The sequence below is a fragment of the Ottowia caeni genome, assembly GCF_050821495.1.
Lineage (GTDB): Bacteria > Pseudomonadota > Gammaproteobacteria > Burkholderiales > Burkholderiaceae_C > Ottowia > Ottowia caeni.
The window spans coordinates 2,653,211-2,677,401 of record NZ_CP151080.1 but is presented as its reverse complement, the minus strand read 5'-3'; the positions used below and the strand labels follow the sequence as shown (position 1 = coordinate 2,677,401).

The 24,191-nt window shown below is 58.4% G+C and carries 16 protein-coding genes and 2 pseudogenes; 5 read left to right on the top strand and 13 right to left on the bottom strand.

The features are described 5' to 3' along the window. The first annotated feature begins 70 nt into the window (after window positions 1–70). Window positions 71–631: a YggT family protein gene (locus tag AAAK34_RS12830; RefSeq protein WP_231698163.1), complete on the top strand. Its 561-nt coding sequence runs from the start codon at window positions 71–73 to the stop codon at window positions 629–631. Between the two features lie 68 nt (window positions 632–699). Here the strand turns inward: AAAK34_RS12830 and accD are convergent. The 13 genes and pseudogenes from accD to AAAK34_RS12765 all read right to left on the bottom strand — a co-directional run bounded on the left by accD (window position 700) and on the right by AAAK34_RS12765 (window position 14,781). Next, window positions 700–1,571: pseudogene (accD, locus tag AAAK34_RS12825) on the bottom strand (acetyl-CoA carboxylase, carboxyltransferase subunit beta). Window positions 1,572–1,752: 181 nt separating this feature from the next. Then, complete coding sequence (trpA, locus tag AAAK34_RS12820; RefSeq protein ID WP_231698146.1) at window positions 1,753–2,562, bottom strand: tryptophan synthase subunit alpha; 810 nt, start codon at window positions 2,560–2,562, stop codon at window positions 1,753–1,755. After that, window positions 2,559–3,842 carry a tryptophan synthase subunit beta gene (gene trpB / locus AAAK34_RS12815; RefSeq protein ID WP_231698164.1) on the bottom strand — a complete coding sequence of 428 codons (1,284 nt, stop codon included), beginning with the start codon at window positions 3,840–3,842 and terminating at the stop codon, window positions 2,559–2,561. Before trpB ends, trpA begins: the two co-directional genes overlap by 4 nt. A 147-nt stretch (window positions 3,843–3,989) precedes the next feature. After that, window positions 3,990–4,688, bottom strand: coding sequence for a phosphoribosylanthranilate isomerase (locus AAAK34_RS12810; RefSeq protein ID WP_231698147.1), 699 nt, complete (start codon window positions 4,686–4,688; stop codon window positions 3,990–3,992). Next, window positions 4,685–5,467 carry a tRNA pseudouridine(38-40) synthase TruA gene (gene truA, locus AAAK34_RS12805; protein WP_231698148.1) on the bottom strand — a complete coding sequence of 261 codons (783 nt, stop codon included), beginning with the start codon at window positions 5,465–5,467 and terminating at the stop codon, window positions 4,685–4,687. The genes AAAK34_RS12810 and truA overlap by 4 nt, the downstream gene beginning before the upstream one ends. Window positions 5,468–5,498: 31 nt before the next feature. Beyond that, the gene (locus tag AAAK34_RS12800; RefSeq protein ID WP_431777345.1) at window positions 5,499–6,605 is read right to left on the bottom strand and encodes a FimV/HubP family polar landmark protein; all 1,107 of its coding nucleotides are present in this window, start codon (window positions 6,603–6,605) and stop codon (window positions 5,499–5,501) included. 23 nt (window positions 6,606–6,628) lie between these two features. Next, the gene (locus AAAK34_RS12795; protein WP_431777344.1) at window positions 6,629–8,071 is read right to left on the bottom strand and encodes a type IV pilus assembly protein FimV; all 1,443 of its coding nucleotides are present in this window, start codon (window positions 8,069–8,071) and stop codon (window positions 6,629–6,631) included. Window positions 8,072–8,651: 580 nt separating this feature from the next. Next, complete coding sequence (asd, locus tag AAAK34_RS12790; RefSeq protein WP_231698150.1) at window positions 8,652–9,788, bottom strand: aspartate-semialdehyde dehydrogenase; 1,137 nt, start codon at window positions 9,786–9,788, stop codon at window positions 8,652–8,654. Between the two features lie 402 nt (window positions 9,789–10,190). Further along, window positions 10,191–11,261, bottom strand: coding sequence for a 3-isopropylmalate dehydrogenase (gene leuB, locus AAAK34_RS12785; protein WP_231698165.1), 1,071 nt, complete (start codon window positions 11,259–11,261; stop codon window positions 10,191–10,193). 47 nt (window positions 11,262–11,308) lie between these two features. Next, complete coding sequence (gene leuD / locus AAAK34_RS12780; protein ID WP_231698151.1) at window positions 11,309–11,962, bottom strand: 3-isopropylmalate dehydratase small subunit; 654 nt, start codon at window positions 11,960–11,962, stop codon at window positions 11,309–11,311. A gap of 129 nt (window positions 11,963–12,091) precedes the next feature. Then, a complete protein-coding gene (locus tag AAAK34_RS12775) occupies window positions 12,092–12,283 on the bottom strand; it encodes an entericidin EcnAB (protein WP_231698152.1) in 192 nt (63 codons plus the stop codon). 69 nt (window positions 12,284–12,352) lie between these two features. After that, complete coding sequence (gene leuC, locus AAAK34_RS12770) at window positions 12,353–13,807, bottom strand: 3-isopropylmalate dehydratase large subunit (protein ID WP_231698153.1); 1,455 nt, start codon at window positions 13,805–13,807, stop codon at window positions 12,353–12,355. Window positions 13,808–13,842: 35 nt separating this feature from the next. Then, window positions 13,843–14,781 (bottom strand): LysR substrate-binding domain-containing protein, encoded by a 939-nt coding sequence (locus AAAK34_RS12765; protein ID WP_231698166.1) that lies wholly within the window; start codon window positions 14,779–14,781, stop codon window positions 13,843–13,845. Window positions 14,782–15,198: 417 nt separating this feature from the next. On the opposite strand from AAAK34_RS12765, the pseudogene AAAK34_RS12760 reads away from it, so the two are divergent. The 4 genes and pseudogenes from AAAK34_RS12760 to AAAK34_RS12745 all read left to right on the top strand — a co-directional run bounded on the left by AAAK34_RS12760 (window position 15,199) and on the right by AAAK34_RS12745 (window position 24,179). Beyond that, window positions 15,199–17,399, top strand: a pseudogene (locus AAAK34_RS12760) (type I secretion system permease/ATPase). After that, window positions 17,396–18,856, top strand: a complete 1,461-nt coding sequence (locus tag AAAK34_RS12755; protein WP_231698154.1) for an HlyD family type I secretion periplasmic adaptor subunit — start codon at window positions 17,396–17,398, stop codon at window positions 18,854–18,856. The pseudogene AAAK34_RS12760 and the gene AAAK34_RS12755 overlap by 4 nt, the downstream one beginning before the upstream one ends. 63 nt (window positions 18,857–18,919) lie before the next feature. After that, window positions 18,920–19,756 (top strand): hypothetical protein, encoded by an 837-nt coding sequence (locus AAAK34_RS12750; protein ID WP_231698155.1) that lies wholly within the window; start codon window positions 18,920–18,922, stop codon window positions 19,754–19,756. Window positions 19,757–20,897: 1,141 nt separating this feature from the next. Next, on the top strand, window positions 20,898–24,179 hold the full coding sequence (locus AAAK34_RS12745; protein WP_431777343.1) for an Ig-like domain-containing protein: 3,282 nt from the start codon (window positions 20,898–20,900) through the stop codon (window positions 24,177–24,179). The last annotated feature ends 12 nt before the right edge of the window (window positions 24,180–24,191 follow it).

Here is a 24,191-nt window from a genome sequence, read left to right as displayed (position 1 = left end):
CATTGCCCGACAGCTTGGTATCGCTATGATCGCATGCGGACCAATTTTTTGTCCGATGTTTCCAAACCTGATGCTTTATCAAGTCATATCATTCCTGTTCGAGGTCGCCGCCACGTTAGTTGGCGGCGCCAGCCTGCTTCGCCTCTACATGGGGTGGCGGCGCATGTCCATGGCGAATTCGGTCGGGCGCTTTGTACTTGCGCTGACCGATTGGCTGGTTTTGCCATTGCGGCGCATCGTGCCTCCGCGCGGCAAATTGGACGCGGCCAGTCTTCTGGCTGCGTGGCTGGTCAAGTTGGCGCAGTACTCAGCCATGCTGCTTCTGCTGGCAAGCAATGCTTGGGCAGTGCTCCCAGTGCTCGCGTTACTGGGCGTCGTCAAACTCGCCATTTCGGTGGCTACCGCCGTCGTCCTGGTGGCGGTCATCTTGTCATGGACACAGAGTCGCAGCCCTATGGGCGACGTGTTTGAACGCCTAAGCGAGCCATTGCTTGCTCCGCTGCGCCGCAGCATCCCGCTCATCGGTGGTATTGATCTTTCTCCGCTGGCGCTCTTGGTACTGCTGCAGGTGGCCAGCATCGTTTTGGGATCCGCCCAGGCCAGCCTGATGGGTGGCGCGATAATCGGCTAGAGAGCCGGTGTACGACCCCTTATCGGGAAGATCGTTAACAAGCTCTCAGGTGTCTGACTTTGCGCAGATCAGCTCACGGCATCAGCCGGCTGTCGCTGGAGCATGGCCAGAATTTTCGCGATTCTTTCGCGAAGTTCCCGCCTGTCGCAAATGAAGTCGACAGCGCCCTTGGTTTGCAGAAACTCGGCCCGTTGAAACCCCTCCGGTAGCTTCACGCGCACTGTGTTCTCGATGACGCGGGGGCCCGCAAAGCCGATCAAAGCCTTGGGTTCGGCAATGACCACGTCGCCAACAAACGCGAAACCTGCGGACACGCCGCCCATGGTTGGGTCGGTCAGTACACTGATATAGGGTAGCCCCTTCTTGGCGAGGCGGGTGAGGGCGGCATTGGTCTTTGCCATTTGCATGAGGGAGAGCAGACCTTCCTGCATGCGCGCGCCGCCCGTGGCGGTAAAGCAGATGAATGGCACTTTTTGCTCTACTGCGCTCTCAACGCCGCGCACAAACCGTTCCCCGACCACGGAACCCATGGAGCCGCCCATGAAGTCGAACTCGAAAGCCGCGGCCACCACGTTGATCGAATGGACTGCACCTCCCATGACCACCAGCGCGTCCGTCTCGCCGGTGTTTTCCATGGCTTCCTTGATCCGCTCGGGGTACTTGCGGCTGTCCTTGAACTTGAGCGCATCGACTGGCACGACTTCTTGACCGAGTTCGTAGCGCCCTTCGTTGTCCAGGAACACGTTGAGGCGGTCACGTGCGCCAATGCGATGATGGTGGCTGCAATGAGGGCACACGTTCTGGTTTTGCTCCAGATCGGTCTTGTAGAGCACCGTTTCGCATTCAGGGCACTTGATCCACAGGCCCTCTGGCATTTGACGACGGTCAGCAACGTCGGATTTCTGAATTTTTGGGGGAGAAGCTTCTCAAGCCAGCTCATGGGGTGAATTTCCTTGATATATCGCGAGATTATCCTGGATCCGGCGGTTGGACGCGCCCGAGCAGGTCGTCATCGGGTGCGTAGCGCTCTCACTTAACGGGTGAGCGTTATCGGAGCATCGAAATTGAATGTTCACGCGGCTTTCCTGAAGATTGCAAGCGGTCAACTGCCGGATCCAGGATCATGCGTCGAGCGCCGCTCTGATGCCGCGCAGAAAGTCTGCTGCGACGGCGGCAACCTTTTCGTGCGGCTGATCTTCTATGAGCTGAATCAGACGGGTCCCAATGACTACGGCATCTGCCATGCGTCCGATGGCCTTGGCCGTTTCGGCATCACGAATACCAAAACCCACACCCACGGGCACATGCACATGTTGGCGGATTCGCGGCAGCATGGCCTCTACTTCGGCCGTATTCAGAGCCCCGGAACCCGTGACCCCTTTGAGCGACACGTAGTAGACATAGCCGCTAGCGACATCCGCCACTTCCTGCATGCGCTTCTCGGTCGAGGTGGGGGCGAGCAGGAAAATGAGGTCGATGTTATTGGCTTTCAGCTTGCGGGAAAATGCCTGACACTCCTCGGGCGGGTAATCGACAATCAGAACGCCGTCGACACCGGAAGCAACCGCATCACGGATGAAGGCATCGTTGCCGTGCATCTGGTCATAACGCTCGATAGGGTTGGCGTAACCCATCAGCACGACCGGCGTGGTGGGGTCTTTTTCGCGGAAGGCCTTCACCATGCCCAGCACCTGCGCGAGACCTATTCCGAGCGACAGCGCGCGTTCGCCGGCCTTCTGTATGACCGGGCCGTCGGCGCTGGGGTCTGAGAAGGGCACACCCAGTTCGATCACGTTGGCGCCAGCTGACACCATGCCGTGCATGAGGGCTGGAGTTATGTCGGCATAGGGGAAGCCCGCCGTGACGTAGGGGATCAGTGCCTTCCGGTTTTCACGCTGAAGTTTTTCGAAAGTGGCGTCGATGCGGCTCATAGCTTGCCTCCTTTCATAGCGGCGCTGCCCTTGACCGCATGCCCGCGCATGGACGGTCTGTCGTAGAGATCGGCGCCGTCGAGATCGGCGACGGTACCAATGTCTTTGTCACCCCTTCCTGACAGATTGACCAGGATCGACTGGTTCGGCTTCATGGTCTTGGCAAGTTTCATGGCGTAGGCGAATGCGTGGCTGGACTCTAGCGCGGGAATGATGCCCTCTGTCCGGCACAAGTGATGGAAAGCGGCCAGGGCCTCTGAGTCCGTGATGCCCACGTACTCTGCGCGGCCAATGTCCTTCAACCAGGCGTGCTCAGGACCTACCCCTGGGTAATCAAGCCCCGCGCTGATGCTGTGGGTTTCGGTAATCTGCCCGTTGTCGTTCTGCAGTATGTAGGTGCGATTGCCGTGCAATACCCCACTCGTTCCGCGCTGAAGGCTGGCAGAGTGCTTGCCACTGTCGAGCCCCTCGCCGGCTGCCTCGACGCCAATGAGTCGCGTATTTTCGTAAGGGATGTAAGGGTGAAAGATCCCCATGGCATTACTGCCTCCGCCCACACAGGCGACAACCGCGTCAGGTTGCTCAGCGGCAATGTTCTGCTCCGCGAGCATTTCGGGCATTTGCGTCAGGCACTCTTTGCCGATCACACTCTGAAAATCTCGCACCATCATGGGGTAAGGGTGCGGGCCTGCTACGGTCCCAATAATGTAGAACGTGTTGTCAACGTTGGCCACCCAGTCTCGCATGGCTTCGTTGAGTGCGTCCTTAAGAGTCTTGCTGCCTGATTCGACTGGCACCACGGTGGCGCCCAGCAGTCTCATGCGATAAACGTTGGGGCTCTGGCGTTTGACGTCTTCGCTGCCCATATAGACCACGCATTCGAGCCCGTAGCGGGCGCAAATCGTGGCAGTGGCCACGCCATGCTGGCCAGCGCCCGTTTCGGCAATGATGCGCGGCTTGCCCATGCGTTTGGCAAGCATGGCTTGTCCGATGACGTTGTTGATCTTGTGCGCGCCGGTGTGATTGAGGTCTTCACGCTTAAGGTAAATTTGCGCGCCACCCAGCTCACGACTTGTGCGTGCGGCATGATAGACGGGCGAAGGACGGCCTACGTAGTGAGCCAGTTCGTAATGAAACTCGGCCAAGAACGCCGGGTCGTTCTGATACTTGGCATATGTCTCGCGCAGCTCGCTGATCGCGTAGGTCAGGGTTTCACTGACGAAGCTGCCGCCGTATGGGCCAAAGTGGCCGGAGACATCGGGTTGGTTATAAGTTGACATGGTGGGCACGTGAATTGGTTGATGAATGACACGCGTCTGGGCGTGAATGCCATTCGCTCTTGCTTTTACCGTCATGGCGCCGCTTCAGCGGCGAAGTCGTTAGTTTTGCAAATGTCTTGCAATAGCCCTGCAAATTAACCGCTTAAGTCAGCTGGTTGAGTCAGCCGCTCGCACCGCGGTCACGAATTGCAGGATCTTGTTGGCGTCCTTGATCCCCTTAAGCGGTTTTCCGTCGGGGCCATCGGCTTCTACGCCGGAACTGACGTCAACCCCAAGCGAAAAACCTCGCTCACGCAATGCGCGGATGCCAGCGCTCACGTTTGCAGGTGTAAGCCCACCAGACAAGACGAGGTGAGCATCGACGTTTGGTGGCAGGAGTGACCACTGGAATGCTTTGCCGCCGCCACCATACCCCTCGACTTCGGCGTCTAGAAGAATGGCTTGAGCTTGATAAAAATCTTGTACGAATTTTAGCAAGTCAAAGCTCGTTGCATTTGCCAAGGGGATTCGTGCCGCTCGCAGCCATGGGCGAGCGCAAGCCCTGGCGATGGTTTCGCACTCTGCGGGGTTCTCGTCACCGTGGAACTGCAGAAGGGTTGGTGCCACCAAGGAGCAGTCGGCCTGGATTTTTTCTAAGCTCTCGTTGACGTACAAGAGTACGGAACTGACAAAAGGCGGTAGCCTGCGGACCAATTCTGCCGCGCGCTCGGCGCTGACGTAGCGAGGGCTCTTTTCGTAGCGGACGAAGCCCACGGCATCTACGCCGGCCGCAACTGCTGAATCAACGTCTTCTTCGCGGGTCAGGCCGCAGATTTTGATGCGAGTTCGAGTGCTTGTTGGGATCATGGAAGCCAATCATACGCAGACGTACGCTCTGGCAGCCCCCACTTTTGGTCGTAGACAGGTCCGAGGAAATACAGGCCGTCTGGTGCAAAGGTGGGCGCAGCGGCATCCCGGTTGCGAGCCTGTAGTACTTCGCGCATCCAGGCGGGCGACTGAGATCCCTGGCCAACGGCTACCAGGCACCCCATGATGTTGCGGATCATGTGATGCAAGAAGGCGCTCGCTTCGAAATCGAAGCGCCAGTATGCGCCGTGGCGCGTGATGTCGATACGACGCAGTTGCTTGACGGGCGACAGAGCCTGGCAGGCGGATGCTCGGAACGAGGTGAAATCATGCTCGCCAATCAGTTCAGCCGCTGCAAGGCGCATGGCTTCGCCATCCAGGGGGCGAAATACCCAACCTACCCGATGTGCATCCAGGCTCGGCCGCACCGGCGACTCAAGGAGCATGTAGGAGTAACGGCGGCCAATGGCACTGGCACGCGCGTGAAACTCGGGTGGAACCTCTTGTGCCCAATGCACCGCGATGTCTCGTGGTAGAAAACGGTTCGTACCGCGCACCCAGGAAAATGCATCTCGGCTAAGTTCGGTGTCCAGATGCACAACCTGCATCAAACCATGAACGCCTGCGTCGGTTCGGCCGGCGCAAAGGGTTGTCATGGGTTGATTGGTGAAGGCTGACAAGGCAGCTTCCAGCTTGTCTTGGACCGTGCGCCCGCTGGCCTGGCTTTGCCAGCCCTGGTAGCCGTGACCGTCGTAACAAAGGCCAAGGGCGAGCCTCATTGCGCGCGCCCCCACCCAAAAGGCAGAAAACTCAACTCAACTCGCTCAGAAAACGCTCCGCACGTGCCTTGATCGGTCCATCGGCCTCAGAGACGACTTCCTTCGCCAGGCTGAGTGCACCTTCCGTGTCGCCTATGGCGTGGAACTCGCGGGCAAGCTCCAACTTGGTGCTTAAGGGATCATCATCGGCTTCGTCAGGCTGGGCAGACAGGAGATCGGCCGTGCGAGTCTCGGGATCGACTGACAGGGCCTCCAGGTCAAACTCGATCATTCCGGAGTCGCTCTGCCCGCTGGACACCTTGGGGAGGTCAAGCGCGGCAGGCTTGGCCGCTTGCGTCGTCGGTGTTAGGGGTGTCGGGGAGGGCGTTGCCGGCGATACGGTATCAGGAGCATCCAGCTCGCTCAAACTCAGGTCGAAATCCAGAGGAGCCAATTCTGTGGCAGAAGGGGCATCTGCTGGAGGCTTGGTTGCCGCCGGTGGCTTGCCGATGGTGCTTGTGGCCGCAGCCGTAGCCGCAGCCGCAGCCATCATGGGGGCAACTACGGTATTGCTCGCATGTGCGGAAGGTTCTGACTTGACGGAGGCATCATCAAGGCTCAGGTCGAGTCCCGGGGCCATGCTCGGCGGACGGGTTTCGTCGCCCATCCGTGTTGAGATAGATGGCTCCTCCTGCAATGTGTCCACATCAAAATCGGGGCGGGCAGGGGCCAAGTTGGGGCTAGGCTTGCGAGAAATGGCTCCGGGTGCGTAGAGTTTGTTGGCGGGATCCAGTTGTTCCCCTAGTTCCCGAACGTGCTCCCAGTCGGGCCCTGCGCCGCCGGAAGCAGTGCGGATGGCGGTCGCTACAGCTTCCAGTGCACGTGAATCGCGTCGCTTGGCATAAATTTCTGCCAGCTTGCGCTGAATGGATACTCGGCCCGGATACACCCGCAGGGCTTCCTTGAGTATTTTTTCAGCCTCAGTGTCACGCCCATAGGCAAGATAGACCTCAGCCTCGGCCACCGGGTCGACGTCCCCGGCGGAATCGATCTGGCTGGGCGAATACATCATGGATGACGGGGCCCCTGCACGTTCAGAGCTCTCGCTGGTGTCAACTCGCTTGCCGCCGCTCGCGCCGAAGAAGGAGTCTGCCGACACGCGGCTGTCCCCAAGCGAATCGTTCAGAAGATCGGCTTGCTTCTTTTGCCGCGAACGGTAAACGCCGTATGCGGCCAAAAGCGCCAGAAGGCCGGCACCCGCCACAGGAAGCAATGGATTTTCCTTGAGCGAGTCGAGGAACGAGGGCTCAGGTGCCTCCATAGGCGCGGGCTTTGCGACAGGAGCCGGGGCTGGAGATGCTGCCGGCGCTTCCGTCGCACCCATAGCGGCCGCCGAAGAGGCTCCCGCTTGCGCGCCGTTGGCGACTGTTGGGGGGTTGCCGCGCCCGGTGCTGCACTGGCGCCCTGTATTGCGCCAGTGGGCAAACCAATCGCGGGAGCGTCTGGCGCGGACGCGGTAGAGGCTGGGGCTTTGAGGCGGGCCAGCTCGTCAATGTTCCTGTTCAGTTCTGCGATACGTTCAGCCTGCTCCTGCGCTTGCCGCGACTGAGCTAGCCCCGTTTCGGCTGCGCTCGGTGCTGCAGTACTGTCTACTGTGCCTTTGGAAATGGTCAATCGATCCGGGGTGGGTGGGGCAGAAGTGCCTTCCTGAACACTGGCGGCGACGCGGCCAGAGGCGCTGCGACCGGCCGCCGCTACTTGCGTGCGTGGAGCGCTTTGCGCCAGACTCCGGCGGAATTCCTGAAAATCGCGGCTATGTGTTGCCACTGCCCGACGGGCTTCGGTACGCGAGATGGAATTGGCCTGTTCAGCACTGGGCAGGTCCAGTACGGCCCCAGCCTTCATGAGGTTAACGTTGCCGCGGATGAATGCGTTTGGGTTGGCGCGCATCATCGCTATCAGCATCTGATCCAGCGAGACGCCGTCTGGCAAATTGCTGGACGCAATTTTGTAGGCGGTGTCGCCTCGTTGAACGGTCACTTGTCCGTTGCGATTGGCAGAGGCGCCGCGAGGCTGACTCGCTTCTGTGGCGCGGGGAGTGCGTGAAGGCCTGGGAGAAGTTTCGCTGCGGGTGACTTGTTCTGCCGTCGGAGTAGACACTACGCCTGGCTGCGGAGCAATGCTTGCGCTCGGTGGTGGCACAGGGGCGGACGCGACGGGCCTGCCAGGAGGGTCGACAAGCATGGTGTAGTCACGCACCAAACGGCCGGTAGCCCAATTGGCCTCGACCACCACGCCCAGGAATGGCTCGTTGATTGGGCGGTCGCTCACTAATCGTAGATACGCTTGCCCATTGGGACGTCTCTGAAGGGACAGCCGGGCACCAGTCAAGGCAGGCGAATAATCGACGCCCGCTGCGCGAAACGCCTGTGGCGAGGCGATGCCGGCCTGAAACGAAGCGGCTTCTTCAGACGATATTTGCGGCACTTCGATTTCTGCGCGCAAGGGCTCGCCCAAGGCAGAACGCACCGTGACTGCCCCCAGGGCCAGTGCCTGAGCATCCAGACTGACGCCCAGCATGGCGAGCGAGGCCGCCGAAGCCAGAAGGGCTTTCTTCCAAGGCAAGACGGTCAAGCCGGCCGGCGCCGATCTGCGGTGGAGTGCGTTCGTTCTTTTCTGCATAGATCGTTGGAGAGATAAGGACCCGCCTCTGGATAATACGAAAATCGACATTAACATCAACAAATTAGCCTGACAAGCTAATCGAAGAGTTTGTCGAGCTTGGCAATCGCCAGCAGAGTATGGGCCGCAGTGTCCGTTTTTTAAAGTCTTCTTGGCCCACGTATCGTCAGCGAGTCTCGGAGCACCGCAAATTCCACCCTTGCCAAGGAGAATTTTGGCTTTTGGCGCTCGAAGTCCGATGGCTTGACCAGGTCCTCTAGTGTAGTGCTGCAGGCGAGACCACACTCATGGCCCCGCATCGTTCAATCCCGGGAATGGGCGCCTGCACCAATAGCTCAATAGTGTAGGCTAAGAAGCGATCATGAATTGGCTAAATGAGACCCATTCGCAGCTTGAAATTCTTGGGTCCGCCAAGCTTGAAACCCTGCTTCAAATATTCGGCCCAAGGCCCCAAAAAGGATGCCTTGGGCTATGTTGCGAAAACGCAACGAGTTTGGGCGGACACGTTGCGTTTTTAATACCGTCAGTCTTCCAGCAAGATGCGCAACATACGACGCAGCGGTTCAGCAGCACCCCAGAGGAGCTGGTCGCCAATGGTGAACGCGCCAAGGTACTCTGGACCCATGGCCAGTTTGCGGATGCGCCCGACTGGAATAGTCATGGTGCCGGTGACGGCTACGGGGGTCAGTTCAGCCAGCGTGGCTTCTTTGTTGTTGGGCACCACTTTCACCCAGTCGTTGTCCGCGGCGATCATGGCTTCGATGTCAGCCGTCGGCACGTCTTTCTTCAGTTTGAAGGTGAGCGCCTGGCTGTGGCAGCGCATGGCACCGACGCGAACACAGAATCCGTCTACAGGAATGGAAGGGGTTCCAAAGCCGTCGCCCAGCCCCATGATCTTGTTGGTTTCGGCCATGCCTTTCCATTCTTCACGCGAATAGCCGTCGCCCAGATCCTTGTCGATCCAGGGAATTAGCGATCCGCCCAGAGGTACCAGAAAGTTGGCGGTCTCGTCGGCACTCAGGCCACGCTGACGGGCGATGACCTTGCGATCGATCTCCAGTATGGCGCTCTTTGGGTCATCCAGCAAGGCTTTCACCTCGCTATACAGAGTGCCATATTGGGTGAGCAGTTCGCGCATGTGCTGCGCGCCGCCGCCGCTGGCAGCCTGGTAGGTTTGCGTGCTCATCCACTCGACCAGGCCTGCTTTGTAAAGCGCGCCTACGCCCATCAGCATGCAGCTGACGGTGCAGTTGCCCCCGACCCAGTTGTTGCCGCCTTTGGCAAGCGCGTTCTTGATGACGGGCATGTTCACGGGGTCGAGCACGATGACGGCATCGTCATTCATGCGCAGGGTGCTGGCGGCGTCAATCCAGTGGCCTTTCCAGCCAGCGGCGCGCAGTTTGGGGAACACTTCGGAGGTGTAGTCGCCACCCTGGCAGGTGAGAATGATGTCGCACTTCTTCAGCGCCTCAATATCGTGCGCGTCCTTGAGCGTTTTCTCGTTCTTGGCCATGGCCGGAGCAGCACCACCGGCATTGCTGGTAGAGAAAAACACGGGCTCGATCAGGTCGAAGTCTTTCTCGGACTGCATGCGGTCCATGAGAACCGAGCCGACCATTCCGCGCCAGCCGACCAAGCCGACGGTGTTTCCGATTTTCATTTTCTTTCGCGCCTTTCAAACAAAGTTAATCTGTCTGACCTGCCCGGCTCGTCTGCTCCGGGAGTTGGGCGCACGACGAACCAGGACTGAGTCAGCCCTTTTTGGTAATCGTGGTAATGGGGGACGAGAACGAGCCAGAAATGCCCGCGGACGCGAACGCTTTCGGTGTAAAAACCGAGGTGGTGGGATCAAGGAGATCGCGCGCGTTCATGGTGCGTGAATTGTAGCGGGGGAGGGCGGCAATTACTGAATATTGGGAATATATTCCCGCCATGCTGGCGGGGTGAGTGTCGCTTTCCCGCTACGTAACCTCTGAGAAGCCTAAAAAAAGACAGCAATCTCATTCACCCGCGGCTGTCAACCCACAGGGGCTGCGGGGTTAGGCCTGTTACTGTTATGGGGTCAGGCCAAGGCTTTCACTACGGCATCGCCCATTTCACGGGTGCCGACCTTGGTGGTTCCTTCGCTATAGATGTCAGCCGTGCGCAGGCCCTGTGCCAATACATTTTTGACGGCGCTTTCAATGCGATCAGCTGCCTCAGGCTGATTCAGAGAGTAACGCAGCATCATGGCGGCACTGAGAATGGTGGCCAGCGGATTGGCCAAGCCTTTTCCAGCAATATCAGGCGCACTGCCATGGCTGGGTTCGTACAGGCCTTGCTTCTTGTCGTTCAGGCTTGCCGAAGGCAGCATGCCGATTGAGCCGGTCAGCATGGAGGCCTCGTCGCTCAGGATGTCTCCAAACATGTTGCCCGTGACGACCACGTCAAAGCGCTTGGGCTCCTTCACAAGCTGCATCGCGGCGTTGTCGACGTACATATGGTCAAGCGCCACGTCGGAGTAGTCCTTGTGTACCTCGGTAACCACATCTTTCCACAACTGGAACGTCTCCAGCACGTTGGCCTTGTCGACGCTGGTGACCCGCTTGCCACGCTTGCGAGCGGCCTCGAAGGCCACCCGCGCAATGCGTTCGATCTCAGGGCGGGTGTAGCGCATGGTGTCGAAGGCTTCTTCGGCACCCGGGAAGTTGCCATCCGGAGCCGTTCGGCGTCCGCGTGGCTGGCCAAAATAAATGTCGCCCGTCAATTCGCGGATGATGAGGATGTCCAGGCCTGAAACCAGTTCCGGTTTCAGGCTGCTTGCGTGGGTTAGCTGTTCATAGCAGATCGCCGGGCGGAAATTCGCGAACAGGCCAAGGTGCTTGCGGAGCCCGAGAATGGCTTGCTCGGGTCGGAGCGGACGATCCAGCTTGTCGTATTTCCAATCGCCCACAGCACCGAACAAAATGGCGTCAGCTTGCTGGGCGAGTTTGAGTGTGGACTCCGGAAGAGGGTGGCCGTGCGCATCGTACGCGGCACCGCCAACAGATGCCTCTTCCATCTCGAACTGAAGGTCAAGCGCCTTGAGAACCTTCACTGCCTCGGCAACGATCTCTGTACCAATACCGTCGCCGGGAAGAACTGCAATTTTCATGATTTTGGATGGTTTTATCGATTTTTTTTTGTAGGTCGAAGCAAGCTTCAGGAAGTGGCCGCAACCTTGTTTAGCCATGGCTTGGTCGCCAGCCGCTCGGCTTCGTAGGCCTTGATTTTTTCTGTCTGACGCAGCGTCAGGCCGATGTCGTCCAGGCCATTCAGCAGGCAATACTTACGAAAAGGTTGTACGTCAAAAGCCAGTTCGCTTCCGTCAGGCTTGACAATCACCTGACGCTCCAGGTCGATGGTCAGCTCGTAGCCTGGAAACGCCGCCACCTCGTCAAACAGCTTCGCCACGACGGCTTCAGGCTGAACAATCGGAAGCAGCCCGTTCTTGAAGCAGTTGTTGAAGAAAATATCGGCAAAACTTGGTGCGATGATGCTGCGAAAGCCGTATTGCTCCAAGGCCCACGGCGCATGCTCACGGCTTGAACCGCAGCCAAAGTTGTTGCGAGCCAGAAGAACGCTCGCACCCTGGTAGCGCGGCTGGTTCAGGACAAAATCAGGATTCGGCTTGCGAGAAGCAGGGTCTTGCCCTGGCTCACCCTTGTCCAGGTAGCGCCATTCATCGAAAAGATTCGGCCCGAAGCCGGTCTTCCTGATCGACTTCAGAAATTGCTTTGGAATGATCGCGTCGGTGTCGACGTTTTCGCGATCCATCGGGGCCGCAAGGCCCTTGTGTACGGTGAATTTGTCCACGGCGGAAGTTGGTAGGTGTAGGGGGTTGAGGGGGGCTTATCAATCGATGGCGGTCAATCGTCAGAACCGCATTTACGGGAGTTACGGAGGCGATGGGCACAGCCGGACGCCTCCGGAGCAGCAGGACTTTTATTTGGCGACGCCTTTGACTTTCTCACCAGCGGTGTTCAGGCCGTCGCCAGCCTTGTCCAGACCCGTGCCGACTGCATGGGTAACGGTGCTGCCAACTTGCTTGGCGTCTTGCTTGGCTGCGCTCCAGGTGTTGCAACCGGCCAAGGCTGCGGCTGTCAAAATGAGTGTGAGGGCGATGGAAGATTTCATGGAAAGCTCCTTTCGATCAGATCGATAAACAGGCTTATGAGCGTAGCAAGACCTGCGGCCTATGGTTTGTCAGGAAAAACGCCGAACATCCACGAAATGCCCATGTATGGCTGCAGCGGCAGCCATCGCCGGGCTGACCAGGTGTGTGCGGCCACCAGCTCCCTGCCGGCCTTCAAAGTTCCGGTTGCTGGTGCTGGCGCAGCGCTCACCTGGATCCAGCCGGTCGGCATTCATGGCCAGGCACATGCTGCAGCCCGGCTCGCGCCATTCAAATCCTGCGGCGACGAAGATTTTGTCCAGGCCTTCAGCCTCGGCTTGAGCCTTGACCAATCCTGAGCCGGGCACGACCAAGGCCTGCTTGACGTTTCGAGCTACCTTCTGGCCGATCTTTTTGACCACGGCTGCAGCTTCGCGCATGTCTTCGATGCGGCTGTTGGTGCATGAGCCGATGAAGACTTTGTCGACATGGATGTCCTGCAGCGCCTTGTTGGGCTCCAGACCCATGTAGGTGAGGGCGCGCTCGATGGCGCCGCGCTTGCCTGCGTCCTTTTCTTTCTCGGGATCAGGTACGCGGGCATTCACTCCAAGCACCATCTCGGGGCTGGTTCCCCAGGTCACCTGCGGCACAATCTGGGAACCGTCGAGCTCAATCACGGTGTCGAAGTGCGCTCCGGGGTCGGAGTGCAGCGTTTTCCAGTAAGCAACAGCCTGATCCCATTCCGGGCCACCGACGAACTTTCCTGTCACCGGGTCGGTGCCGGGTGCCAGCAGGCGGCCTTTTACGTACTCGATGGTCTTCTCATCCACCGCCACCATGCCTGAGCGGGCGCCTGCCTCGATCGCCATGTTGCACAAGGTCATCCGACCTTCCATGCTCAAGGCGCGGATGGCACTACCACCGAATTCGATGGTGTAGCCGGTCCCGCCGGCTGTACCGATCTTTCCGATGATGGCGAGCGCAATGTCCTTGGCGGTCACGCCCGACTTCAGTTGCCCCTCGACCTTGATCAGCAGATTTTTCGCCTTCTTGGCCAGCAGTGTCTGGGTGGCCAGAACGTGCTCAACCTCGCTGGTGCCGATCCCGTGTGCCAGTGCTCCAAACGCTCCGTGCGTGCTGGTATGGCTGTCTCCGCAGACAACGGTCATGCCTGGAAGCGTGGCCCCGTTTTCCGGACCCATAACGTGCACGATGCCCTGGCGCTTGCTCAGGAACGGAAAATACGCGGCCGAACCAAACGCCTTGATGTTGGCGTCCAGGGTGACGATCTGCTCCTTGCTGATCGGATCCTCAATGCCGTCATAGCCACGTTCCCATCCGGTAGTGGGGGTGTTGTGGTCCGCAGTGGCGACCACGGAGCTGACTCGCCATACCTTGCGGCCCGCCTGACGCAGCCCTTCGTAAGCTTGCGGGCTGGTGACTTCGTGCACCAGGTGGCGGTCAATATAGAGGATGGCGGTGCCGTCTTCTTCGGAGTGGACGACGTGTTCGTCCCAGAGCTTGTCGTAGAGGGTGCGGGCTGTCATGTGAAAGTCTCTCGTGGGGTTTCAGTTTTCCAGGTCTAAAGGTCGTGGGGCGTAGGGGCTTCAGATAGGTGCTCTACCAGCGTTCTGGCGGTGACTGGGAGGCTGTCAAAGTCGCGCGCGATCATGCTGATTTTCCGGGTGGCCCATTCATTCGTGAGCGGCACACTTCGCAGGTCCCCAACGCCGTGTATCAGCGAGAACGCGCGTTCAGGCATAACGCCCACTCCGAGTCCATTGTCGATCATGCGGCACACGGCATCCAGGCTGGTAACGCGTATGCGCAGGCGAATGGATCGCCCCGCGTCGCCAGCGGCCTGATGCATGGCCAAATATAGCGACGAATGCGCGTGGAGTCCTACGTGATCGAAATCCAGGGTTTCCATGAAATCAACAGTCTGCCGCTCGGCAAGAGCGTGTCCGCTGGGCACTATCAACGTCAAATGATCCTCGCGGTAAGGCCGCGTTTGCAGCACTGCACCGCTGTCGGTCAGGGAATTGACATTGCATATGCCAACATCTGCGGCGCCCTCTTGCACGGCGCGTATGACTTCCTTGGATAAGTGCTCTTCCAAGTCTATCTTGACCTGTGGGTGGCGGCGTGAAAATGCACCAAGATCTTCAGGCAGGAACTGCACGATTGCAGAGATGCTGGCATGCATGCGCACATGGCCCCGAACTCCGTCGGCATACTCTGAAAGCTCGCCTTGCATCTTTTCCAGACTGAACAGCACGCTTCGAGCATGGTGGAGCAGATTCTCCCCCGCAGGAGTGAGGTCGACTCCTCGTGTGTGACGATAGAGGAGGGCGGTGCCCAGAGCCTCTTCCAGATCCGCCAGTCGTTTGCTGATGGCCGAAGCTGCAATGAACTCCCTCTCAGACGCCCGCCCGATGCTGCCCAGCTCGCACACAGCTACGAAGAGCTGAAGCGAGGTGAGATCAATTCGGCGTACGAAACTGCGTTCTGTGGTTTTCATGTGAGAAGTCTTCTCTGCTTGAGATGACTTGAAGTTATTTTCCCTTATATCGGGGTGATTCGCCATCTCTGTTGGAGATGTCTGCGTTGCTGAGCGGAGCTTTCTCGCGACGCTTGTTTTTCCCTGGGTGAAGTCGTCGCGATCGAGATGATCCATCCATAGGATGAGGATGCATTAGTAAGCTATAAGTACTATTAAATATCTAAAATAGCGCCTTGATCAAGAGGGTTCTAATTTTGAATATAACTATAGTATTGTTAATTCTGTGCATGGTCGGATGCAACCCATCGTTGCCTCGGAAGGGGTGGCATGGCAGTTAGGCGCCAACCCTCAGTCGCAGCCTTGCGCGAGGAGGAGGCAGACCATCAGTTCGGACTCAAAGCGGATTCTGCTGATCAGTCTGAGGCTGTCCGCAGTCTGTTGGCACTTTGCGCGGTCGCGCGTCTGCACCATATTGCCGTAGACCCTTCGGCATTGGCCCACCAGATGGATTTACGGCCCAGTGAGTCGGCCACAGTGAAGGATCTCCTGCGGGCAGGCAAGCACTTAGGGCTAAAAGTCAAGCTGTCAGGCACCACTACTGAGCGCCTTCCGTTGTGTCCATTGCCTGCCTTAGCCATTCTTCGGTCCGATGATGGCGGCACGCGCACCGTGGTTCTGGCCCGGTGCAACGCTCAGCGCGTCCTTATTCTCGATCCATCTCGGGAGAACGCAGAGAACCGGCCAGCAATTGAGACCATAGAAGCATTCGGTGAATCCTGGACTGGCGAACTCATTCTGGTCTCCAGCCGCGCCAGTCTGGTGGGCGAACTCGCCAAATTTGACTTTTCCTGGTTCATTCCCAGTCTCGTCAAATATCGACGGCTTCTGGGCGAAGTGTTGCTGATCTCGTTCATGCTGCAGCTGTTCGCTCTGGTCAGTCCATTGTTTTTCCAGGTCGTGATGGACAAGGTTCTTGTGCATCGTGGAATGACCACCCTGGATGTCCTGATCGTAGGGCTCGTCGTGGTCGTGGTGTTCGAGAGTGTGCTGACTGCTCTGCGCACTTATGTCTTCAGCCACACCACCAGCCGCATCGACGTCGAGCTGGGGGCGCGGCTGTTCCGCCACCTCATGCAATTGCCCTTGGCCTACTTCCAGGCTCGCCGTGTTGGCGATTCGGTAGCACGCGTGCGTGAGCTAGAAAGCATCCGAAGCTTTCTTACCGGCAATGCACTTACCGTGGTGCTGGACTTAGTGTTCTCCTTGATCTTCATTGGTGTGATGTTGCTCTACAGCGCACCGCTCACACTCATCGTGCTCGTCAGTCTGCCACTTTACTTGGGTCTGAGCCTGATGGTGGTCCCCATCCTCAGGCGCAGGCTGGATCACAAATTTGCTCGCGGAGCCGAAAACCAGGCCATGCTGGTCGAAACGGTGACCGGCATTCAGACCGTCAAGGCCAGCGCGTTGGAGCCCAGCTTCGCACGCCGCTGGGACAACCAGCTGGCCGCCTACGTGAGCGCCAGCTTTCGGGCTCAAAACCTCGCTAGCTGGGCGCATGAAGGAATCAACCTGATAGGCAAACTCGTGAACGCAGCCACCCTTTGGTACGGTGCACACTTGGTGATGAGCAATCAGTTGACGGTCGGTCAGTTCATTGCCTTCAACATGTTCGCCCAGCGCGTGGCCCAGCCCATCATGCGAATGGCACAGCTCTGGACAGACTTTCAGCAGACCGGCATTTCCATGGCCCGGCTGGGCGACATTCTCAATACCCGCACAGAAGCCCCCCAAGCAGCGCCGCACAACTTCCGTCTGTCACGGGCCGGATCACGCTAGATGGCGTGCACTTCCGCTATCGGCCGGAGGCCACTCCCGTCTTGCACGGTCTGAGTCTTGATATACGCCCAGGTGAGGTGCTGGGCATCGTAGGCCGCTCAGGCTCCGGAAAAAGTACGCTGACCAAACTCGTTCAGCGTCTCTACGTTCCAGAGCAGGGTCGCCTGCTGGTAGACGGGATCGACATTGGCCTTATCGACTCCGCGCAACTGCGCCGGCAAGTCGGCGTCGTGCTCCAGGAAAACCTGCTCTTCAACCGCAGCGTGCGCGAGAACATCGCCATCGCTGATCCTGCCGCTCCGCTGGAGACTGTCATGCGAGTGGCCCGCATGGCCGGTGCTCACGAATTCATCAGTGAGCTGCCAGAAGGCTATGACACCGTCGTGGGTGAACAGGGCGGCGGACTCTCGGGTGGGCAGAGGCAGCGCATCGCTATCGCGCGTGCACTTTTTACCAATCCGCGAATCCTCATTCTGGACGAAGCCACCAGTGCCCTCGATTACGAAAGCGAAGCCATTATTCAGCGCAACATGGCATCTATTTGCCGGGGGCGCACGGTGCTCATCATTGCGCACCGCCTCAGTGCAGTTCGTCATGCGCATCGGATCATCGTCATGGACAAAGGATGCATCGTCGAAGCCGGACCGCACGAAGCGCTGATCCAGAGGCCGAAGGGCCTCTACGCGCACTTGTGGCGCATGCAAGGCGGCCAGGCGAACGCTCAGACCACAGCGCCAACGAATGACGAAAAAAATATCGAGGCATTCGGACAAACCCCTCCGGAAGCTGCGGCATGAACCCGGATTCGCCAGAAACCACCCAACGCCATCCGGCCATGGGCCTACTTGCCCGCTACCGCGCAGTCTTTCGGGCGGCATGGGCGCACCGTGCCGAACTGGCTGGCCCGCGTCGTCAGGCTGATGAGGCTGCCTTTCTGCCTGCCGCACTGAGCCTGCAGGAAACGCCTGTACATCCGGCGCCACGGCGGCTGGCCTGGATCATCATGGTTCTCTTTCTCATGGCACTCGCCTGGGCCATTCTCGGATCCATCGATATCGTGGCCGTGGCGCCCGGTCGAATCATCGTGAGCGACCGAACGAAGGTTATCCAGCCGTTGGAGCGCAGTGTCGTGCGCCGAATTCTTGTTAAAGACGGCGACCGCGTCATTGCAGGGCAGACCCTGGTTGAACTGGATCCTACCGCCGCTCAGGCTGACAGATCCAGCCTTGCCGAGAGCGGCCGCGCCGCGCAATCTGAGTGGCTGCGCACGCGAGCACTGCTGAACCTACTTGCGAATGCATCAAAGGGGGCATCAGTAGTCGCGCTCGATCCCAATGGCGTCCCTGCAGACTGGAACGAGGCAGCACGAGCCGAGGCTCAAACGCAGTTATCTGCTGAATGGAGTGACATCACTGCTCGGCTGGCGCGCTTTTCAGCGGAACATCTGCGTCGCGAGGCTGAGCAGGTCACGGTGCGGGCCATGATTGGCAAGATCGAAGCCACGCTTCCCATAGCGCGTCAGCGGGAGCAGGATTTTCTGGCATTGACTGCACAAGGCTTCATGTCGGGCCACGCCAGCCAGGACCGGATCCGTGAGCGAATCGAACTGGAGCGGGATCTGGCGACCCAATACGCCAGGCTCCAAGAAGCGCAAGCGTCGCTCCGCGAAGCAGAACATGCACGACGTGCCTATCTGGCCGAAACAGTCAAAGCGCTAAACGATCGCCTGGCGCAGGCAGAACTCAAGCGCCACCAGGCCTCTCAGGAGATGACTAAGGCCATGCACCGTGAACTGCTGACCACCCTCGTCGCCCCGGTAGCCGGTACCGTCCAACAATTGGCGATGCACACCGAGGGTGGGGTCGTCACGGAAGCGCAGCCACTGCTCGTGATCGTGCCTGATGGCGCAGAACTAAGCGCCGAGGTGATGCTTGAAAACAAGGACATAGGCTTTGTCGAACCTGGCCAGGAAGTGGCACTCAAGCTTGAAACCTTTCCCTTCACACGCTACGGGATTGTCAAAGCCACGGTAGACAAAGTCTCACAAGACGCAGTGAGTGATGAGAAGCAAGGCGCCATTTTCCCCGCTGCGCTGAAGCTCTCCAAGACCCACATCGATGTGGACGGAAAGCGCATCAGGCTGGCACCAGGCATGAACGTGACCGCAGAAATAAAAACCGGCAAGAGGCGCTTGATTGAATATTTACTTAGCTCAATTCAAAGGGCTGGTAATGAGAGCTTAAGGGAGCGCTGATCGTGTTTGATTTTTGTTGAGCTTGATTAATCCGGCGAAATTTCTGATGAACGAAGAATTTATATGAAACTTGATGCGAATATATATGATTTGAGGCGGATTGGCGGAAGTTTGGTTTCGGCTATTGTGTTTGCTGCCATATCCAGCGCTAGTATTGGTGATGCATTGGCATCGTCATTAGAAGAGTGTCGAGCGCTTAAAGAATCTGGAATTTTCAAAATTCCAGGCCAGAGCTATTCTAGTCAAGCCGTTCGAGCTGATCTGGGTGGTGTGCCCGTCATGATACCAGCCCATTTCGCTGAAGATCTCGAATGCAACGTTAATGTGAGCCAGGGAAATCAGCGCCTGGATCAGCCCCCTAAGATAAATAGCTTCGGCTTTCATGTGCGCTTCCCAGATATGTCGGGGAAGGAGAATTTGGAAAATTGGAGGAATTACTATAATTCAAATGTATTCGCCACCAGCTGGTTCAGGGTTACCGTGGTGTCCGGTGAGTTGTATGCTGGAGCTGAGTCAATTGATCGGCGGGCAAGACGTTCTCTCAAGACGATGCTTGAATCCGAAACGTTTCGTCCGCTGATTAGTTACGAGCGGCTTGGTGGTGTCGAGTTCGGTCTAGAGGGTTTTGCCCCCAAAGGACTCAATCCTGAAACAGGCGCCCCTTACAGGGCGCATATTCATGCGGAAGATATCTATATTGCATGGGGAGACGACGGTAAGGCGAGAGCTTATATTAGCTGTAGCAACCGAAATATTGCTTCAGCACAGTGTGTTCATTATTTTAGCTTGGAGCCGAGAATGCGCGCCAACGTTACTATATCCTATCGCCGAGAATTTTTATCTCAATGGCTGGATCGCCAGGTGAAGGTTGCGGAGATGATTTATCGATTCGCCTTGTGAAATTGAAAGAGCTCGCGTCCATTACTGCTTACCAAGTTCGAAGACATCGCTTGCACTGCGTTTCTGGCGGTCGGTACTCTCGGTGGCCGTTTGGCGAGCTAGTATTCCAGCTTAAAATTTTCATAATCACGGGAGAGTGCAATGATTGATGCATTTCTATTGGGGCTTGTAGATCTTATTTTTGGGTTTGTTGGGAGAATCTCTTGGGGTTTGCTTAAGAAGATTAAGCTGGTAAGTTGTGAGATAGGGTATTGGGGTGAGGTGGCAATTGGATTTATTGTTGCCTTGGCAATATTGGCTCTATTTTGCTTTCTTGGTTAATTGGTTTGATACTTGATTTTAAGATTCTATGGCTGACAGTGCGAGATTTAATAAAATAATTGATGTTATATTTTTGCGTGCATCAAAATTTCTAAGTCAAGGGGGTGTAAATACACTCGCCACTGAAATGATCGGTGGCGCAATTCTTGGGTTGGGAGCAGCGCTAAATTCCAGGAATTTGGGTGGTTATATGAATCCTAATATTATTGATGGCTACGCCTACAATCCCGCCGATGGCAACTGGTACAGGCCATCGATCTTCACCTCCACTTATGATTTTAGTGACCCCGCTCCTCGTGCTCTTGCTGAGGATTTAAACCATCAAAGGCATTGGCGCGAAATACATAATAGAGTTGAAAATGTCGGCCCATCATCGGGAAATGCAGGAGATAGGAATCTAATTTCATTTATTGAACTGATTCGAGCATTCCCAAGAATTTACGAAAGAAGTTGTGAGCTGTGGCCGACAGTTTATAAGGATCTTGGCATTTCATCTTCCTTAAATGATGTGGCTGAGATTTCCGAGAGAATTTATGTCTCGCTTCTTAATGGCGATATGCAGCATGAGGCTCCCTCGGATATTATTCTTCCGTCTTACGATGGATGGTTAATTTCCAGCGCTGGAGGTGGCATTCAAACTGACGCTGGTCAGATTAATGGATATGGCCTTATTGCCAATTTGGATCATTGTTTTCCCGGTGAATCTGAATATTATATTTTCGACAAGGAGGAAGCACGCGCACCGAATATCCATGGAATTGAAAATAATCAACCGTCCTTGACGGAGGCGCCCTCAGGCCTCGAGGGTAGTGAAACACCGGTGGAGCCCGCAACCCCAGACGCTGCCTCCATTGGCCGCACTGCCCAGTCGGCCATCAGCGCCTTCAATACGTTCCTCTCCAGCGTCGACAACTGGGGCCACATGAGCGACTTGCAGCGCGTGGCGGCGCTGACCAACTTCTACAACGGCATCAGCGTCATCTCCGGCGGCAGCATTCCTCTGCCCGCCCCGCTGGTCACCGGCGCGAGCCTTCTGAACATCGCCACCGCCCTGGAGTCCGGTAACCACGCTAGCGCCCTGGCCAGCACCCTGCAAGTGGTCGACACCCTCACCCAGACCGCGCAAACAGCCGGCATCGTCTCTGCCACCCTGGGCAACCAGTTCCTGCCCGGGCTCAACCTGGCTCTGGCGATCAACAGCGGTAACCCGATCTCCATCGGCACCAGCGCCTTGAGCCTGTACGCCGGCAACAACCCCGCCGCCATGGCCTGGATCGGCCCCGTCGGCGTGTTCGCCACCATCGCCAGCCTGGCCCTGGCGCCGCAGCCGCCCACCGTGGCCGGCTGGAGCCACGTCGATCTGGATCCACAAGGGGAGTTGAACAGCCGCATCTCCCACGACCAGGAAGGCGGCGGGCAAGTCACCGACGGCGCCATGAGCCAGCTGCTTCAGGCTTTCAAACAGAATCTTGACCGCATCGTCGATGACGAAGGCCGTCCGCATTTTGCCCTCAACCCCGCCCGCGTGCCCGAAGTCGGCTACTGGCATGACCCCACCGGCGTGCAGTACCAAAGACAAGGCGCCAGCATGCTGCTGCGCTGGGTCGATGCACGCGGTGAAACCGTCACCCGCTTCTATGATGGGGCGGGCAACCGCGCCGATGGCTCGGGCGAGAACATTGCACAGGATTTTGCGCGCCACGCGCAGGAGGCCATTGTGCCGGCCTGGCTGCTCGAAGGGGTCATGCCCCGGCATGCCGAGCTGGTGCAGGCTGCTGCCCAGCTCGAAGCTCAGGTGCGGGCGCTGCAGCTCGAAGCCGATGCCATCGCGCCGCGCATCGAGCAGCGCCTGCAGACCGATCTGGGTCCGCTCGTCATCCCCAGCCCGGCGCCCGAGCGCCATAAGGCGCTGCTGCCAAAGATCGCCTCTTTGCGCGATCAAGCCGCCCTGCAGCGCGCGCAAGCGCACCAGTTACTCTTATCCGTACCCGCCATGAAGGATCTCGGGCAAAAGCCCACCGAGCATGGCGATGGCACGCAGAGCGTGGAAGCCTTGACCATCACGGTCGCACCCGAGCCGGCAGGCACCACCGCAGAGGCTTCTGAAGCCCAAGAGCTTCGCCAGGTGCTGATGGATCTGGATGGCGATGGCTTTCTGGAGCTGACCCAGTGGGTGCGCAGCAACCAGGCGCTGCTGGGCATTGATCTGAATGCCGATGGCCGGCTGGACGGACCGGAGTTGCTCAGCTCCGATCTGCGCTGGCTGGATGCCAATGGCGACGGCCGACTGGATGCCCAGGATCCGGCGTTTCGGGCCATTCGCGTCTGGCTTGATCGCAATGGCGATGGGCAGGTGCAGCACCAGCCAAGGGGTGCTGACGGCGCGCCGCTCTTGAGCGGGCAGGGGCAGCCAGTGGCGGAATCCGAACTCAAGAGCCTGAGCCAGGCGGGCATTGCCGCGATCAACTTCGGCCAGGGCAGCGTTACCGCCACGAAGATCGATGGCTCCACCAAGCCCGTGAAGCCCACCAAAGTAACGGGCGACACGTGGGGCGTGCGCTACAAGCCTGGAGACAAGGACACGCCGGGGATCATTCGCATCGATGAACAACCCGATGGCAGTGGCAAGGAGGTCGTCCTGCCAGGCAATACGGGCAAACCGGCGCCGCCTCGCGTGGCACCGCCCGCAGCCGCCACCCCTGCCGCACCGCACGTCAACCACAATCCGGTGGCCACCGATGATGTGTTCGCAGGCCTGGAAGATACCCCCATGGAGATCGCCTTCGAGCAGTTGCTCATCAACGACTGGGACGAAGATACGCCGCGTACCGGCGATGTGCTGCGTGTGACCGGCGTCAGCGCTGCGGTCCATGGCGTGGTGCGCATGGCCCCAGGGCATGTGATTTTTGAGCCAGCCCAGGATTTTTTTGGCCAGGCGCGCTTTAGCTACTCCATCAGCGATGGCAAGGGCGGCAGCGCCAGCGCCACGGCGTTTCTGAACATTAAGCCGGTGAATGACCCGCCGATCATTGATTCGGTGACTTACGACACCGCGCCCAACCGCTGGGCCTGGACGCACTGGGATGGAGATTTGTACCACTACAAGGATCCGACGCTGGCCAGTGGCCGGGTGTTCGCCCATGACATCGATTCGCCGGGGCCTCTAAGCTACAAGATTAAGGCAGCGCCGGTGCATGGGCACGCGAGCATTGATGCGTCCAGCGGCGCCTGGGAGTATCGCGCTGAACTGATTGATCCCTACGTGGGAGAGGATCCGTTCTGGGTGCAGGTGTCGGACCCTGAAGGGGCTGCGTCGATCGCGACGGTGCACACGCGCCATGAGAAGGATAAGGTGCGTTTGCAGGACAAGCAGCCGATTGGCTGGAATCCGCCCAAGCGACAACCGGATCCGGACTGGTTCGCGCCGGTGGTGGTGGATTTGCAGGGCGACGGATTGCAGCTGCTGGATGTGCGCGAGCAGCCGGTGCTGCTGGATCTCGATGGTGATGGGCTGCCCGAGCGGCTGGGTTGGGTGGGGCCCGAAAACGCCTTGCTGGCGCTCGACCGCAACGGCGATGGGCGCGTCTCGCTGCCCGAGGAGATCAGCTTTGTTCATGACTGGCCCGGCGCGAGCACCGATCTGGAGGGACTGCGGGCGTTTGACAGCAATGGCGATGGTTGGCTGAGTGCTGACGATGCGCGCTGGCAAGATTTCGGGCTGTTTCGCGATCTGAACTCTAACGGGGTGCAGGATGACGGCGAGTTCACACCGATCGGACAGACGGACATCGTGGCGATCAGCTTGCAGCGCGAGGGTGCGCCTGAGATGGTCAGCGGCAATCTGGTGTGGGGCACGTCCCAAGTGCGGATGGCCGATGGCTCGACGCGCATGGCTGGCGATGTCATGCTGAGGGTGTGGGGCGAGGCGAGCCAGCCGCTCACAGCCACTGCGGAGCAGGCAATGCTCGGCCGGCAGGTGGACCAGCTGGTCTCGGTCATGGCTTCATTTGCACCGCCAGCGGCGGGCCAGGCGGGCTGCGCGGCCAATGATCGAATGATGGTGCAGCCTTTGTGGGCAGTGAACGGGGGTGAACGGCACTGAAGCCGCGTCACA

What these genes read in the sequence shown, in the direction of transcription:
- leuC (WP_231698153.1), bottom strand. Translation starts at nt 13,807, where the DNA reads ATGACAGCCCGCACCCTCTACGACAAGCTCTGGGACGAACACGTCGTC.
- truA (WP_231698148.1), bottom strand. Translation starts at nt 5,467, where the DNA reads ATGAGGCTCGCCCTTGGCCTTTGTTACGACGGTCACGGCTACCAGGGC.
- AAAK34_RS12810 (WP_231698147.1), bottom strand. Translation starts at nt 4,688, where the DNA reads ATGATCCCAACAAGCACTCGAACTCGCATCAAAATCTGCGGCCTGACC.
- AAAK34_RS12830 (WP_231698163.1), top strand. Translation starts at nt 71, where the DNA reads ATGCTTTATCAAGTCATATCATTCCTGTTCGAGGTCGCCGCCACGTTA.
- trpA (WP_231698146.1), bottom strand. Translation starts at nt 2,562, where the DNA reads ATGAGCCGCATCGACGCCACTTTCGAAAAACTTCAGCGTGAAAACCGG.
- AAAK34_RS12750 (WP_231698155.1), top strand. Translation starts at nt 18,920, where the DNA reads ATGAAACTTGATGCGAATATATATGATTTGAGGCGGATTGGCGGAAGT.
- trpB (WP_231698164.1), bottom strand. Translation starts at nt 3,842, where the DNA reads ATGTCAACTTATAACCAACCCGATGTCTCCGGCCACTTTGGCCCATAC.
- leuB (WP_231698165.1), bottom strand. Translation starts at nt 11,261, where the DNA reads ATGAAAATTGCAGTTCTTCCCGGCGACGGTATTGGTACAGAGATCGTT.
- AAAK34_RS12765 (WP_231698166.1), bottom strand. Translation starts at nt 14,781, where the DNA reads ATGAAAACCACAGAACGCAGTTTCGTACGCCGAATTGATCTCACCTCG.
- AAAK34_RS12755 (WP_231698154.1), top strand. Translation starts at nt 17,396, where the DNA reads ATGAACCCGGATTCGCCAGAAACCACCCAACGCCATCCGGCCATGGGC.
- AAAK34_RS12775 (WP_231698152.1), bottom strand. Translation starts at nt 12,283, where the DNA reads ATGAAATCTTCCATCGCCCTCACACTCATTTTGACAGCCGCAGCCTTG.
- asd (WP_231698150.1), bottom strand. Translation starts at nt 9,788, where the DNA reads ATGAAAATCGGAAACACCGTCGGCTTGGTCGGCTGGCGCGGAATGGTC.